We start from the raw sequence: 13,396 nt of genomic DNA on the forward strand, positions 1-13,396 counted from the left end.
GGCGCTACGCGGATTTCTTGGGATGCACGATCATCTGGCCGGACATCTCCATGTGCAGCGCGTGGCAGAACCACTGGCAGTAGTACCAGTAGACGCCCGGGCGGTCCGCCTTGAACGTCACCGACGACGTGGCCTGCGGTCCGATCTCCATGGCGATGCCGTGGCCTTCCAGCGTGAAGCCGTGCGTCAGGTCCTCGATCACCTCCATGTTGGTCACGAACACGGTGACTTCGTCGCCCTGGTTCACCTCGAACTTCTTCAGGCTGAACATCGGCGCGACCGCCATCATGTAGACGCGGACCTTGTTGCCGTCGCGCACGACCTTGGCGGCGTCCTCCAGCGACACCCCGTCTTTCTTGGCGATCTGGCGGGCGTCTTCCCACATGGGGTCGTCGCGCTTCCAGACGCTGACGGGATTGACCTTGGAACGGTGCACCAGGCACATGTCGTGCGGTTCGGCGAAGCTGGGGCCGTCATGGACGAGCTTCATCTCGTCGCCCGAAATGTCGATGAGCTGGTCGTTCTCGGGCTTGAGCGGGCCCACGTTGAGGAACCGGTCCTTCGAGAACTTGTTCAGCGACACCAGCCACTTGCCGTCGGCTTCCTTGGTTTCGCCCATCGTGGAGTGGTTGTGGCCCGGCTGGTAGTGCACGTCCAGCTTCTGGATGATCGGGTCGACCTTTTCGCCCTTGTAGGCGCGCTTGGCCTTGTCGATGTTCCACTTGACCATCTGGCTGTCGATGAACAGCGTGGTGTAGGCGTTGCCGCGGCCGTCGAAGGCGGTGTGCAGGGGGCCCAGGCCCAGCTGCGGTTCGGCCACGACGCAGTCGCGCGGCTTGATCTTGTCGGCGAACAGGTCGTCCAGCGTGCGCACGTCGATCACCGTGACGGTGGGCGACAGCTTGCCGTTCAGCATGAGGTGGATGCCGTCGGGCGCGGCGTTGCAGCCGTGGGGCGAGTTGGGCACCGGGATGTAGCGCGTGTACTTGGAGCCGTGGCGGCCGTCCACCACCGGCACGCCGCCCATGGTCTTGAAGTCGCCGTCCTTGATGGCCTGCTCGATGCGCTTGATGTTGAAGACGACGACCCAGTCCTGCTCGTTGGCCGACATTTCCTCGACGGTCACGCCCTTTTCGGAGTTGTAGCAGGTGGCGAAGGAATACTTGCCCTGGTAGTCGGCGTCGCCGTTGTCCAGGTTGCCGTCCACCAGCACCTGCCACGCGACCTTCATCGTGTCGCCGTCGATGGCCGTGTACACGGCGAAGAAGTTCTTCTTGGGATCGTCCAGCACCTTGCCGTCATTGGGCAGCGGCGAAATGTGCTCGCCGTTGGCGAACACGTAGCCCGTGCGCGGATAGCGCTGCGGGCGCAGGCCGTGCACGCCCGAGACGTTGGGCAGCTCGGTGATCTTGTCGGTCTTCATCACGTCCAGGCGGATGCGGGCCACGCGGTTGTTGGCCTTGTCATTGATGAAGAGGTAGCGGCCGTCGTAGGTCTGGTCGGTGAACGACAGGTGGGGGTGGTGCGCGTCGCCGTTCGGGAACACGCCGCCTTTGTCCTTCAGGAATTCGCGGGTCTCGGGCGTCAGGCCTTCCGTGAGGATCTTGCGGCTTTCGTTGGTGCGGCCCCAGCCCGTTGCGCTGCAATGGTTGAAGACGGGAATGCGCACGAGTTCGCGCATGGACGGCAGGCCCAGCACGCGCACTTCGCCGGACTGGCCGCTGGAGTTGAATGCATAGTATTCGTCCAGCTCGCCCGGGGCGACATGCCCGAGCACGCCCGCGCCCGCTTTGCCCTCCTTGCCGTGCGCTGTGGGGATGTGCGCGCCGGCGACGAGGCCGGCCGCGCCGGTGATGGCGGCGGTTCCCAGGAAGCTGCGGCGGCTGAGGCCGGCTTTTTCGGGGGTGTTCTCGGACATGGATGACTCCTTGGTAGGGACGGCGCGTCGCGCCGTGGTACGAAAATCGTGTTTCACGATTCGTGGTTGGGGCGATTCGCCGGATTGAGGTTGGGCATGCGGACCATCACGACTTCCTGCACCGCCGGCTCCGGCGGCGGCGCCGGGCGCCGTTCGCGCTTGGACCGCTTCTGGATCAGGTGGGGACACTTCTGCTCGTGGTGATAAAGCATCTGGCAGTGCAGGCACTGGATGCACTCGTTCGGGTTGATCTCTCCTGTTGGCTCGATGGCCTGCACGGGGCATTCGTTGTTGCAGCGTTGACAGGGATTGCCGCAATCGCGATAGCGCTTGAGCCAGTTGAAGATGCGCAGCCGGGCGGGGATGGCCAGCGCGGCGCCCAGCGGACAGAGGTAGCGGCAGAAGAAGCGCTCGATGAAGAGGCCCGCGGCCAGCAGCGCGACGGCGAACAGCACGAACGGCCAGTGGCGCACGAAGTGCAGGATGATCGCGGTCTTGAAGGGCTCGACTTCGGCAAGCTGTTCGGCGACGGCCAGGTCATACAGCGAGAAGCCGAAGAGCAGCAGGAAGATCACGTACTTCAGCGTGGACAGCCGCTGGTTCACGCCGTGGCGGACCTTGACCTGGCGCACGCCCAGCCGCCGGGCGACGCGGTTCGAGAGTTCCTGCAGGGCGCCGAACGGGCACAGCCAGCCGCAGAAGGCGCCCCGGTTCCAGAAAACCATCGAGATCGCGGTGGCGCACCACAGGATGAACACCAGCGGATCCATCAGGAAGTATTCCCAGCGGAAATCCGTGCGCAGCGCCGAGAAGAACGTCAGCACGTTGACGATGGACAGCTGCGCCTGGCCATACCAGCCGATCCAGAACAGCGCGAAGGCCAGGAACGCCAGGCGCAGGCGGTCGTGCAGCAGGGGGCGGGCGGCAAGCTGGTCCTGGAAGAAGAAGATGCCCACCAGCACGATCAGCGCCACGGTCAGGATGGCGATCTGGCCGGATTTGCCATGCCAGATCTGCTTCCACAGCGCCGGCGCGGCGTCGGAGTCGACCGCCGCGGCGGGCGTTGCCCCTGCTGCTGGCGCGGCCTGCGCCGCGGCGGGCGCGGGGGCGACGGCCCGGGTGTAGGCCTTGGGCAGCTCGTAGGGCAGGTCGAACGTGACGAAGGCCTTGTCCGACACGCTCAGCACGCGCTGCACCATGAGCTGCAGGCGCCAGGGCTTGACCGGATCCAGCGCGGCGTCGTCGGGCACGACGAACAGCGCGACCTCGCGCAGCGCGGGCGCGCCCGCGGCGGAGACGTCCGCCAGCCGCTGGTGATTGCGGTCGCGGAAGCGGAAGGCGCCTTCGTCCTGGATGACTTCGATGCGGTCGAAGATGCCGCCGCGCACATAGCCGGAACCCTTGAACGAATACAGGCCGTTGCCGGCGACCAGCACGGCCTGCTGGCCGGGCTTGAGCCGTTCCTTCAGGCGCTGCCAGCCGATATCGCCCAGCAGGCTGCGGCCGATGGCAGGCGCGCTGACCAGCGCGGCGTACAGGTCGATGAACGTGTCGTCGGGTTCGCCTTCGCCGTGTTCGGCGGCGTCCTTCCTGCCCGACCGCAGGAACGCCTGGTTGACGTCGGCGAGCGTCAAGCGCAGATTCTTCACCGCGCCCGAGTCGAGCAGTTCCTGCCAGGACTGCACGCCGTTCTGCGCGTCGTCCAGCACGCGCGTGGCCGCGGCGGGCGCGGCCTGGCGCGGTGCGCCGGCCTTGTCGATGCCATGGGCGCGCGCCACCGCGATGGCCGACCGCGTGATGGTGTCGCCGATCACCATCAGCGTGACCGTGGCGCCGCTGACGATGTCCACCGGCGGCGGCGCGCCGTGGCGGGGCGGCGACTCCACGAAGTTCAGGCCGACGTAGCCCTGGATGAAGTGATCAACCTTGGATTGCGGAATGCCGATCAGCACGATGGGCTCGTGGTGTTCGACGAGCTTGGCGCCCATGATGCGCCCGCTGTCGGACAGGCCCACCAGCACGTCGATCGGCTTGCTGGAGTAGCCGCGCGTGTTGACGACGTCGGTCGTCAGGTACACCAGTCCGAGCTGCCGGTCTCCCGCATAGACGCGCGCAACGGTCGGCTTGCCTTCGGCCGGACCCACGCGGTCCGCGCCGGGAAACACGGCGTCGATCGGGGTGGACGCCAGGAACTCGGGCAGCCGCTGGGCCTGCGCCGCCTGACCGATCAACACGCACGACAGCCATAAAACGAGAAGCGCGGCCTGAATGCATCGAGTGAACCCGTGATTTGCTGCTGTACTGCCGCGCATGCTGAACTCTGTTGGTCGTGTTTGCTTACAGGCATCCTACGAACTTGCAACAGGAACCAGATTGCGGTTTGTCAATCTGGGCATTTGAATGGCTAATACCCCTACGAAACGTAGGGGATGTCCCGTGGATTTTGCAGGAATGCGGGGGGCGGCTTGATGGATGTCAATAGTGCGCAAGCGGGCCGGTCCTACACTGGTCCGCGGCGGCAACGGCGTCTGCATATGGGCTGGCGCACGTGCATCGACCGCTGTGTCATCGGAGAGATTCATGCTGGCAAAAGCCACCCTAGCCATTCTTCTATCTGCAGCCAGCCTGCCCGCGCTGGCTGCGCAATGTGAAGCCACCATCGAAAGCAACGACGCCATGCAGTTCAACGTCAAGGAAATGGTCGTCGACAAGAGCTGCAAGGAATTCACCGTGACCCTCAAGCACGTCGGCAAGATGGCGAAGGTCGCCATGGGCCACAACTGGGTGCTCACCAAGGAAGCCGACAAGCAGGGCGTCGCCACCGACGGCATGGGCGCCGGCCTGGCACAGAACTACGTGAAGGCGGGCGACACCCGCGTCATCGCCCACACCAAGGTCATCGGCGGCGGCGAGTCCGACTCCGTCACCATCGATGTCTCCAAGCTCGCCGCCGGCGAGAACTATGCATTCTTCTGCTCCTTCCCCGGCCACTGGGCCATGATGAAGGGCACGCTGAAAGTCGGCGGCTGATCCCGCCCGAGGTTCGTTGAGTCACGCCAGAGCCGGCCGGGGGGCCGGCTTTTTCATGGCCGGCCCCGACGCGGTGCTCGCCGCGCCGCGTGGGCGGCCGGGGCGGCTTTCGGCGCGCGCGGGCCGTAGTCCTTTCGGCCCAAAGCCTCTGTCCATCAGGCTTACGGAGGGGATGCGTCACCGGCATGTCATGGATTTTCCATGTACGATTACCGGTCGTGTAACTTCTGGAGCTCCTGATGGAGTGGCTGCTGGACCCCGCTGCGTGGGTCGGCTTGCTTACCCTGGTCGTCCTTGAGATCGTCCTGGGCATTGATAACCTGATTTTCATCGCCATCCTGGCGGACAAGCTGCCCCCGGCGCAGCGCGATCGCGCACGGATCATGGGCCTGAGCCTGGCGCTCATCATGCGCCTTGGCCTTCTGTCGGTCATGTCGTGGCTGGTCACACTGACCACCCCCCTGTTCACCATCGGTCCCCTGTCGCCGTCCGGCCGCGACCTCATCCTGATGACGGGTGGCCTGTTCCTGCTGTTCAAAGGCACCATGGAACTGCACGAGCGCCTGGAGGGCGGCGTGCACAGCGGCACGTCCGGACCGCGCGTCTACGCCAGCTTCTGGGTGATCGTGACGCAGATCGTGGTCCTGGACGCCGTGTTTTCCCTGGACTCCGTCATTACCGCGGTGGGCATGGTGGATCACCTTGCCATCATGATGATCGCCGTCGTCATTGCGATCGGCATCATGCTGCTGGCATCCAAGCCCTTGACGCGCTTCGTCAATGCGCACCCCACGGTGGTGGTGCTGTGCCTGGGCTTCCTGCTGATGATCGGTTTCTCGCTGTTGGCCGAGAGTTTCGGCTTCAAGGTGCCCAAGGGCTACCTGTACGCGGCCATCGGCTTCTCGGTGGCCATCGAGGCGCTCAACCAGGTCGCGCGCCGCAACCTGCTCAAGCTGGATGCGCGCCGTCCGATGCGCGAACGCACCGCGTCGGCTGTCCTGCGCATGCTGGGCAAGCGGCCGCCGGCCAGCGACGAACCCGACCTGCCCAGCGCCGACGGCCCGTCGGTGCCGGCCTTCGGGGTCGAAGAGCGCAACATGGTCAGCGGCGTGCTGACGCTGGCCGAACGTTCCATCCGGTCCATCATGACGCCTCGCACGGACGTGTCGTGGATCAATATCGACGATGACCCGGACACCATCCGGCGCCAGCTCACCGAGGCCCCGCACAGCTTCTTCCCGGTCTGCCGCGGGTCGCTGGACGAGGTGCTGGGCATCGCGCGCGCCAAGGACCTGGTCGCCGACCTGATCACCGAGGGCCGCGTGCGCCGCAACCGCCTGCGCGACCCCATCATCGTGCACGAGTCCATCGGCATCCTGCGCCTGATGGACACGCTCAAGCGTTCGCGCGGCCAGCTGGTGCTGGTGGCCGACGAGTTCGGCGCCATCGAGGGCCTGGTGACGCCGATCGACGTGTTCGAGGCGATCGCCGGCGAATTCCCCGACGAGGACGAACTGCCCGACATCGTGGCGGACGGCGACAACACCTGGAAGATCGACGGCGCGGCAGACCTGCACCACGTCGAGCAGGTGCTAGAAACCGAAGGCCTGGTCGACGATGCCCAGGACTTCTCCACCCTGGCGGGCTATCTGCTGTCGCGCTTCGGGCACCTGCCCAAGCCGGGCGACGTCTGCGAATACCAGATCCACCATCAGCATTTCCGCTTCGAAGTCCTGGAAATGGATGGCCGCCGCATTGCGCTGGTGCGCGTTGAAAAGCGGCCCGAAGAGCACTTTTCCGACGAAGCATCGCTGGCCAACGACTAACAGAGACCCCCAAGAACCGTGACCGAGAACTCGCTCTATCTCTTCAAAGCATTCGTCCTTGGCATCCTGGAAGGCCTGACGGAGTTCATTCCCGTGTCCAGCACGGGCCACCTCATCCTGGTCGGCGACTGGATCAATTTCCAATCCAGCGACGCCAAGGTCTTCGAGGTGGTGATCCAGCTCGGTTCCATCCTGGCCGTGATGTGGGTGTTCCGCGCACGGCTGCTCAAGCTGATCCGGGGTACGCTGACCGGCGTGTCCAGCGAGGTGGCCTTCACCCGCAATCTCATCATTGCCTTCCTGCCGGCGGCAGTGATCGGCGCGATCTTCATCAAGACCATCAAATCGGTGTTCTACCACCCGGCGGTGGTGGTGGTGACGCTGGTGCTGGGCGGCCTGATCATGCTGTACGTCGAACGCCGCACGCACCACACGCCGGGCGATGCGCCGGGCGCGGCCGACGACACGGCTTCGGACGAGCGGGCATCGGCGCACACGCTGGAGCAGATCACCTGGAAGCAGGCGCTGGGCGTGGGCGTGGCGCAGTGCTTTGCCATGATTCCCGGCACCTCGCGGTCGGGCGCCACCATCATCGGCGGCATGATCGCCGGCATCCAGCGCAAGACGGCCACCGAATTCTCGTTCTTCCTGGCCATGCCGACCATGCTGGGCGCGGCGGCCTACGACATGTACAAGAACTTCGGCGTGCTGACCCAGCATGACCTGTCGGGCATCGCGGTGGGCTTCATCGCCGCGTTCCTGAGCGCCATGGTGGTGGTGCGGGCCGTGCTGCGGTTCGTGGCCAACCACACGTATCGGGTGTTCGCCTGGTATCGGATCATCTTCGGCGGCGTCGTGGCCGCCTGGATCTTCACGCGCTGACCCTGCCGCGACTGCCGGGTAAATGAAATGGGGCCGCTCAAACGAGCGGCCCCTTTTTTTTAAGCCGTGCTTGGCTTGCGCGCCAGGCCTACGATTCCGTTTCCAGGTCGTAGAACTCCAGGCCGTCGGGGTCGATGACCAGCCAGCCGCCGCGCGGCGGCGACACGTGGTCGCAGTCCCAGTCGGGCAGCACCCAGCGCTCGCGCTTCTGGCCGTCCACGTCCAGCACATGGCGGGCGGGGCGGTGCGTGTGGCCGTGCACCAGCACGCGCACGCCGGTCTCGCGGAAGATGGCGTCGATGGCGCCCGCGTTGACGTCCATGATTTCCATGGATTTCGTCTGGTTGGCCGCCTGGCTTTCGCCGCGGGCCTGCTGGGCCATGGCCAGCCGTTCCGGGATGGTCTTGGACAGGAATTCGGCCTGCCATTGCGGATTGCGCACCATCGTGCGGAACTGCTGGTAGGCGGCGTCGTCGGTACAGAATTCGTCGCCGTGGGTCAGCAGGACCTGGCCGAAGTCCGTCTGCAGCAGCGCCGGCTCGGGCAGCAGGCTGGCGCCCACGGCCCTGGCCAGTTCTTCCCCGATGAGGAAGTCGCGGTTGCCGCGCCCCAGCCAGACCGGGATGCGGGCAGCCGTAGCCTTGAGCGCCGTCAGCACCGTGGCAAGCCACGGCGGCGCGGCGCGGATCACGTCGTCGCCGATCCAGGCATCGAAGATGTCGCCCGGCAGCAGCAGGGCGGCGGCTTCTTCTTGCGCGGCCTGCAGGAAGGCCAGGAAGGCCTCCGAGGTAGCCGGCGTGGCCGGCCCCAGGTGCAGGTCGGACGCCAGCCAGATCGGACCGGACAGGATGATCTTATTCAAGAACTTCGGCCTTCTCGATGATCACGTCTTCGTTCGGGACGTTCTGGTGGAAGCCCTTGTTGCCGGTCTTCACGCCCTTGATCTTGTCGACCACGTCGGTGCCTTCGGTGACGGCGCCGAACACGGCGTAGCCCCAGCCGTTCGGCGTGGGCGACGTGAAGTTCAGGAAGTCGTTGTTGGAGACGTTGATGAAGAACTGCGCCGTGGCCGAGTGCGGGTCGCTGGTGCGGGCCATGGCGAGCGTGTACTTGTCGTTCTTCAGGCCGTTGTTGGCTTCGTTTTCGATCGGGGCGTGGGTCTGCTTCTGCTTCATGCCGGGTTCGAAACCGCCGCCCTGGACCATGAAGCCATCGATCACGCGGTGGAACACCGTGCCGTTGTAGAAGCCTTCCTTGACGTAGGTCAGGAAGTTCTCGACCGACTTGGGCGCCTTGGCGGCGTCCAGGGTGATGACCATGTCGCCTTGGTTCGTGTGGAGCTTGACGCGGGGATTGGTGCTCATGGCTTTTGTGCCTTCAGAGGTGGAGGTGGAAGAAGAGGCTGCCGGGGCGGCGCCGACGACCGCTGGGGCGAATGCAGCCAGCGCGAACGAGCACGCCGTCAGGCGCAGCAGGTGAAGAGGGGAGTAACGGGACATCATTTGCCTTGTTTATCCTTCAACATTGTTTCAACTTCGCGGACCTTTTCCTTCATGCCCGGCACGCCGTCGCCGGCTGCCTTCTTGTAGGTGCGCAAGGCCTGCATGAGTTGCAGGTCGCCAAGATTGGCGCGCGCGGCGGCGTAGCCCGGATCGGCGCGCAATGCCATCTGCAGGGCATCTTGCGCTCTTTCGAGTTCGCCGCGGCTTGCATATAGAGCCGCCAGATTGTTCCAGGGTTCCGGAAGTTCGGGGAACCGGGTGGTCATTTCGGTGTAGACGTCGATGGCTTCGCCCGTGCGGTCCAGCGCGGCCAGCGCGCGCGCATGCTGGAACATCAGCTGGACGTCGGTGCCGCGCTGGTCCTTGATCTCGGCCTGGCGCTTTTCGATCATCGCCAGGGCCTCTTCGTTCTTGCCGTTGTTCAGCAGGCGCTCGATGTACGTCGTGATCTGCGAGGCGGACGGTTCCAGGCGCGTGTCCAGGCTGGGTTTGGCGGCCTCGAGCAGCTTGGCCAGCGAGTCCCAGCCGCCTTCGGGCGGGATCGGATCCAGGGTGGTGCGGGAGGCGTTGGGGTTTGCTCCCCCGCCGCCGCTCATCGACTGGGCGACAGACACGCCAACGGGCGCGCCGGCCAGGGCCAGGGCGATCAGGGCAACGCAAAAACGCGGCTTGATAGTCACGTGGGGTTCCGTTAAAAGTCTTGGCCGGCGGGCGCTTACGCGCGCGGCCGGGCCGCTTGCTATACTTGACGACCACCATTTTAGCCCCGGTTGGATTTTTAGCTTGATCGGCCAGCACGGCTTTGGGGCAAGACACCGCCATCCGCGGGGAGGCCCGCCGCATGGCCGGCCGCCAGTCGTGCAAATTGGGGCGGATGGGGCGGCACGCTTTGACGGTATCGTCCGTCGACAGCAACTTTCCGGAACCGCCACGGAAAACTAAACGAAGCCTAGAGCGCCATGCTGCAAATCTACAACACGTTATCGCGTACCAAAGAACCGTTCAAACCGGCGCAGGCCGGCCAGGTGCGCATGTACGTGTGCGGCATGACCGTCTATGACTTCTGCCATCTCGGGCACGCCCGGATGCTGGTGTCGTTCGATGTCGTGCAGCGCTGGCTGCGCGCAAGCGGGCTGGCCGTCGACTACGTGCGCAACATCACGGATATCGACGACAAGATCATCCGCCGCGCGGTCGAAACCGGCCGCCGCATCGGCGAGGTCACCGAGTTCTACATCGACGCCATGCACGCCGACGAGCGCGCCCTGGGCGTCGAAACCCCGGACCGCGAACCGCGCGCCACCCAGTACGTGGGCGAGATGCTGGACATCATCGGCAAGCTGGAACAGAACGGCCTGGCCTACCACGCCGAGGACGGCGACGTGAATTACGCCGTGCGCGGCTTTCCGGGCTACGGCAAGCTGTCCGGCAAGACCCTGGACGACCTGCGCGCCGGCGAGCGCGTGGCGGTCGGCTCCGGCAAGCGCGACCCGCTGGATTTCGTATTGTGGAAGTCGGCCAAGGCCGAGGAACCCGCCGACACCAAGTGGGAATCGCCCTATGGCCTGGGTCGGCCGGGCTGGCACATCGAATGCTCGGCCATGAGCAAGTCCCTGCTGGGACTGCCCCTGGATATCCACGGCGGCGGCCCCGACCTGAAATTCCCGCACCACGAAAACGAGATCGCCCAGACCGAAGGCGCCTTTGGCGGCACGCTGGCCAATATCTGGATGCATTGCGGCCCGCTGATGGTGGATTCGGACAAGATGTCCAAGTCCCTGGGCAACTTCCGCACCATCCGCCAGACGGTCGCGCAGAGCGAACCGGCGGCCGACCAGGCCCAGTACGCGGTGAACCCGCGCGAAGCCGAAATGGTCCGCTTTTTCATCGTGCGCAACCACTACCGCAGCCCGCAGAACTACACGCCCGACAACCTGGTCGACGCGCAGAACGCGCTGGACCGCTTGTACCAGGCCTTGCAGAACGTGCCGGCCGACGGCCAGGGCATCGACTGGAACGAGCCGCAGGCCCAGGCCTTCAAGGCGGCGATGGACGACGATTTCAACAGCTCGGGCGCCGTGGCCGCCTTGTTCGAACTGGCCTCCGAGGCCAACAAGACCAAGAGCGCGCGCAGCGCCGGGCAGATGAAGGCCCTGGCGTCGCTGCTGGGCCTGCTTCAGCAGGATCCGGCCGCCTACTTCCAGTCGCCCACCCGCTATTCCGCGGCCGCGATGGAGCAGGGCGCGCGCAGCACGCTGGACGCCGAGGCCATCCAGTCCATGATCGACGCGCGCGCGGCCGCCAAGGCGGCCCGCAATTTCGCCGAGGCCGACCGCATCCGCGCCGAACTGCGCGAAGCCGGCATCGAGCTGGACGACAAGCCGGGCGGCCTGACGCAATGGCGTCGGGCTTGAATTCCCAGGATACGCCCGACATGTCCACTGCAGATCTCGAGATTCCCAAGCCTGAATATTGGGAAGCCGCCGTAGCCCATTTGATGCGGCGCGACCGCATCCTGAAAAAGATCATCCCCCAGCACCCCGAGGTCTGGCTGACCTCGCGCGGCACGCCGTTCGTGACGCTGGCGCGGGCGATCATCGGGCAGCAGATTTCCACCAAGGCGGCCGACGCCGCCTGGACCAAGTTCATCGACGCCGTGGGCAAGCGCCCGACGCCCGTCGCCGTGCTGCGCGTGGGCGTCGAAGGCCTGCGCAAGGCCGGCCTGTCGCAACGCAAGGCCGAATACGTGCAGGATCTTGCCGTGCATTTCGGCGAGCGCCGTGTCCATCCCGAAAAATGGGCGGCCATGGACGACGAAGCCGTCATTTCCGAACTGGTCGCCATCCGCGGCATCGGGCGCTGGACGGCGGAGATGTTTTTGATTTTCAATCTACAGCGGCCTGATGTCCTGCCGCTGGATGATCCTGGGTTGCTCAAGGCAATCTCGCTACACTATTTCAGCGGTGAGCCTGTCTCTCGCTTCGAGGCTCGCGAAGTCTCGTTGGCGTGGCAACCCTGGCGTACCGTGGCAACCTGGTATTTGTGGCGCAGTCTGGAACCGACGCCGGTTCAATACTGACGCAAGCCAGGCAGCCCATCTACGGAACCACACTACATGCGCAATACATTTCTGGAATTTGAACAGCCGCTCGCCGAGCTTGAAAACAAGATCGAGCAGCTGCGCTATGTGCAGGCCGATTCGGCAGTAGACATCTCCGACGAAATCGGACGTCTGCAGCAGAAGAGCCAGACGCTGGCCAAGGAAATCTACGCCAAGCTCACGCCCTGGCAGACGGCGCTCGTCGCCCGCCATCCGCAGCGTCCGTACACGCTGGACTACGTGCGTGAAATGTTCACCGACTTCCATGAACTGCACGGCGACCGCATGTACGCCGACGACCAGTCCATCGTGGGCGGCCTGGCGCGCTTCAACGGCACGCCCTGCATGGTGATCGGCCACCAGAAGGGCCGCGACACGAAGGAGCGCGCCGCGCGCAACTTCGGCATGCCGCGTCCGGAAGGCTACCGCAAGGCCCTGCGCCTGATGCGCCTGGCTGAAAAGTTCGGCATCCCCGTGTTCACCTTCGTGGACACGCCGGGCGCCTATCCCGGCATCGGCGCCGAAGAGCGCGGCCAGTCCGAAGCCATCGGCCACAACCTGTACGCCATGGCCGAACTGAAGGTGCCCGTGATCTGCACGATCATCGGCGAAGGCGGCTCGGGCGGCGCCCTGGCCATCGCCGTGGGCAACGCCGTGCTGATGCTGCAGTACGCCACCTACGCCGTGATTTCGCCCGAAGGCTGCGCCTCGATCCTTTGGCGCAGCGCCGACAAGGCGCCCGAAGCCGCCGACGCCCTGGCCATCATCGCGCCCCGCCTGAAAGACCTGGGCCTGGTGGACCGCGTCGTCAACGAACCGGTGGGCGGCGCCCACCGCGATCCGCGCGTCATGGCGCGCCTGCTGCGCCGCGCGCTGGGCGACGCCCTGCGCCAGCTGCAGGACCTGACGCCCGAGCAGCTCGTGGAACAGCGCGTCCAGCGCGTGCTGTCCTACGGCGCCTACCAGGAAGTGCGCGCTTAAAGCGCGCGTGGCGCCGGCATTCGCCCGGCGCCGCGGACCGCGCGCATCGCGCCATCCTCCCATGACCGACGTCCCCGCGCCCGAACCCACGCTTCGGGCCGAGGCGGGCGTCGGGCCGGCCCTTCCCCTTTCCGCTGAACTTGCCGCGGCCTTGCGC

11 protein-coding genes are annotated in these 13,396 nt (G+C 65.6%); 6 read left to right on the forward strand and 5 right to left on the reverse strand.

The window, feature by feature from the left end; translation table 11 throughout:
- Window positions 1–4: 4 nt before the first annotated feature.
- A complete protein-coding gene (nosZ, locus tag ABE485_RS06570; protein ID WP_346514336.1) occupies window positions 5–1,918 on the reverse strand; it encodes a TAT-dependent nitrous-oxide reductase in 1,914 nt (637 codons plus the stop codon).
- A gap of 53 nt (window positions 1,919–1,971) precedes the next feature.
- On the reverse strand, window positions 1,972–4,161 hold the full coding sequence (locus ABE485_RS06575) for a 4Fe-4S binding protein (protein ID WP_430795400.1): 2,190 nt from the start codon (window positions 4,159–4,161) through the stop codon (window positions 1,972–1,974).
- Between the two features lie 337 nt (window positions 4,162–4,498).
- On the opposite strand from ABE485_RS06575, the gene azu reads away from it, so the two are divergent.
- The 3 genes from azu to ABE485_RS06590 all read left to right on the forward strand — a co-directional run bounded on the left by azu (window position 4,499) and on the right by ABE485_RS06590 (window position 7,656).
- Window positions 4,499–4,948, forward strand: a complete 450-nt coding sequence (gene azu / locus ABE485_RS06580) for an azurin (protein WP_346514337.1) — start codon at window positions 4,499–4,501, stop codon at window positions 4,946–4,948.
- A gap of 239 nt (window positions 4,949–5,187) precedes the next feature.
- Window positions 5,188–6,774, forward strand: a complete 1,587-nt coding sequence (locus tag ABE485_RS06585) for a TerC family protein (RefSeq protein WP_346514339.1) — start codon at window positions 5,188–5,190, stop codon at window positions 6,772–6,774.
- 18 nt (window positions 6,775–6,792) lie between these two features.
- Window positions 6,793–7,656 carry an undecaprenyl-diphosphate phosphatase gene (locus ABE485_RS06590; RefSeq protein ID WP_346514340.1) on the forward strand — a complete coding sequence of 288 codons (864 nt, stop codon included), beginning with the start codon at window positions 6,793–6,795 and terminating at the stop codon, window positions 7,654–7,656.
- Between the two features lie 88 nt (window positions 7,657–7,744).
- Here the strand turns inward: ABE485_RS06590 and ABE485_RS06595 are convergent, their stop codons facing one another.
- The 3 genes from ABE485_RS06595 to ABE485_RS06605 form a co-directional block, all read right to left on the reverse strand.
- A complete protein-coding gene (locus tag ABE485_RS06595) occupies window positions 7,745–8,518 on the reverse strand; it encodes a UDP-2,3-diacylglucosamine diphosphatase (protein WP_346514342.1) in 774 nt (257 codons plus the stop codon).
- A complete protein-coding gene (locus ABE485_RS06600; RefSeq protein ID WP_346514368.1) occupies window positions 8,511–9,020 on the reverse strand; it encodes a peptidylprolyl isomerase in 510 nt (169 codons plus the stop codon). Before ABE485_RS06600 ends, ABE485_RS06595 begins: the two co-directional genes overlap by 8 nt.
- A 134-nt stretch (window positions 9,021–9,154) precedes the next feature.
- Entirely contained in the window at window positions 9,155–9,838 is a 684-nt protein-coding gene (locus ABE485_RS06605) for a tetratricopeptide repeat protein (protein WP_346514344.1), read from the reverse strand.
- A 279-nt stretch (window positions 9,839–10,117) separates the two neighbouring features.
- On the opposite strand from ABE485_RS06605, the gene cysS reads away from it, so the two are divergent.
- The 3 genes from cysS to ABE485_RS06620 are packed head-to-tail and all read left to right on the forward strand — an operon-like array spanning window position 10,118 to window position 13,239.
- Window positions 10,118–11,572 (forward strand): cysteine--tRNA ligase, encoded by a 1,455-nt coding sequence (gene cysS, locus ABE485_RS06610; RefSeq protein WP_346514346.1) that lies wholly within the window; start codon window positions 10,118–10,120, stop codon window positions 11,570–11,572.
- A 20-nt stretch (window positions 11,573–11,592) separates the two neighbouring features.
- On the forward strand, window positions 11,593–12,237 hold the full coding sequence (locus ABE485_RS06615; RefSeq protein WP_346514370.1) for a DNA-3-methyladenine glycosylase family protein: 645 nt from the start codon (window positions 11,593–11,595) through the stop codon (window positions 12,235–12,237).
- A gap of 36 nt (window positions 12,238–12,273) precedes the next feature.
- Window positions 12,274–13,239 carry an acetyl-CoA carboxylase carboxyltransferase subunit alpha gene (locus ABE485_RS06620; protein ID WP_346514348.1) on the forward strand — a complete coding sequence of 322 codons (966 nt, stop codon included), beginning with the start codon at window positions 12,274–12,276 and terminating at the stop codon, window positions 13,237–13,239.
- Window positions 13,240–13,396: the final 157 nt, after the last annotated feature.

It is taken from the genome of Achromobacter spanius (genome assembly GCF_039673305.1).
Lineage (GTDB): Bacteria > Pseudomonadota > Gammaproteobacteria > Burkholderiales > Burkholderiaceae_B > Achromobacter > Achromobacter spanius_F.

Bases quoted from the DNA above. Each gene is read 5' to 3' on its own strand.
- nosZ (WP_346514336.1), bottom strand. From the start codon at position 1,918: ATGTCCGAGAACACCCCCGAAAAAGCCGGCCTCAGCCGCCGCAGCTTC.
- azu (WP_346514337.1), top strand. From the start codon at position 4,499: ATGCTGGCAAAAGCCACCCTAGCCATTCTTCTATCTGCAGCCAGCCTG.
- ABE485_RS06585 (WP_346514339.1), top strand. From the start codon at position 5,188: ATGGAGTGGCTGCTGGACCCCGCTGCGTGGGTCGGCTTGCTTACCCTG.
- ABE485_RS06600 (WP_346514368.1), bottom strand. From the start codon at position 9,020: ATGAGCACCAATCCCCGCGTCAAGCTCCACACGAACCAAGGCGACATG.
- cysS (WP_346514346.1), top strand. From the start codon at position 10,118: ATGCTGCAAATCTACAACACGTTATCGCGTACCAAAGAACCGTTCAAA.
- ABE485_RS06615 (WP_346514370.1), top strand. From the start codon at position 11,593: ATGTCCACTGCAGATCTCGAGATTCCCAAGCCTGAATATTGGGAAGCC.
- ABE485_RS06620 (WP_346514348.1), top strand. From the start codon at position 12,274: ATGCGCAATACATTTCTGGAATTTGAACAGCCGCTCGCCGAGCTTGAA.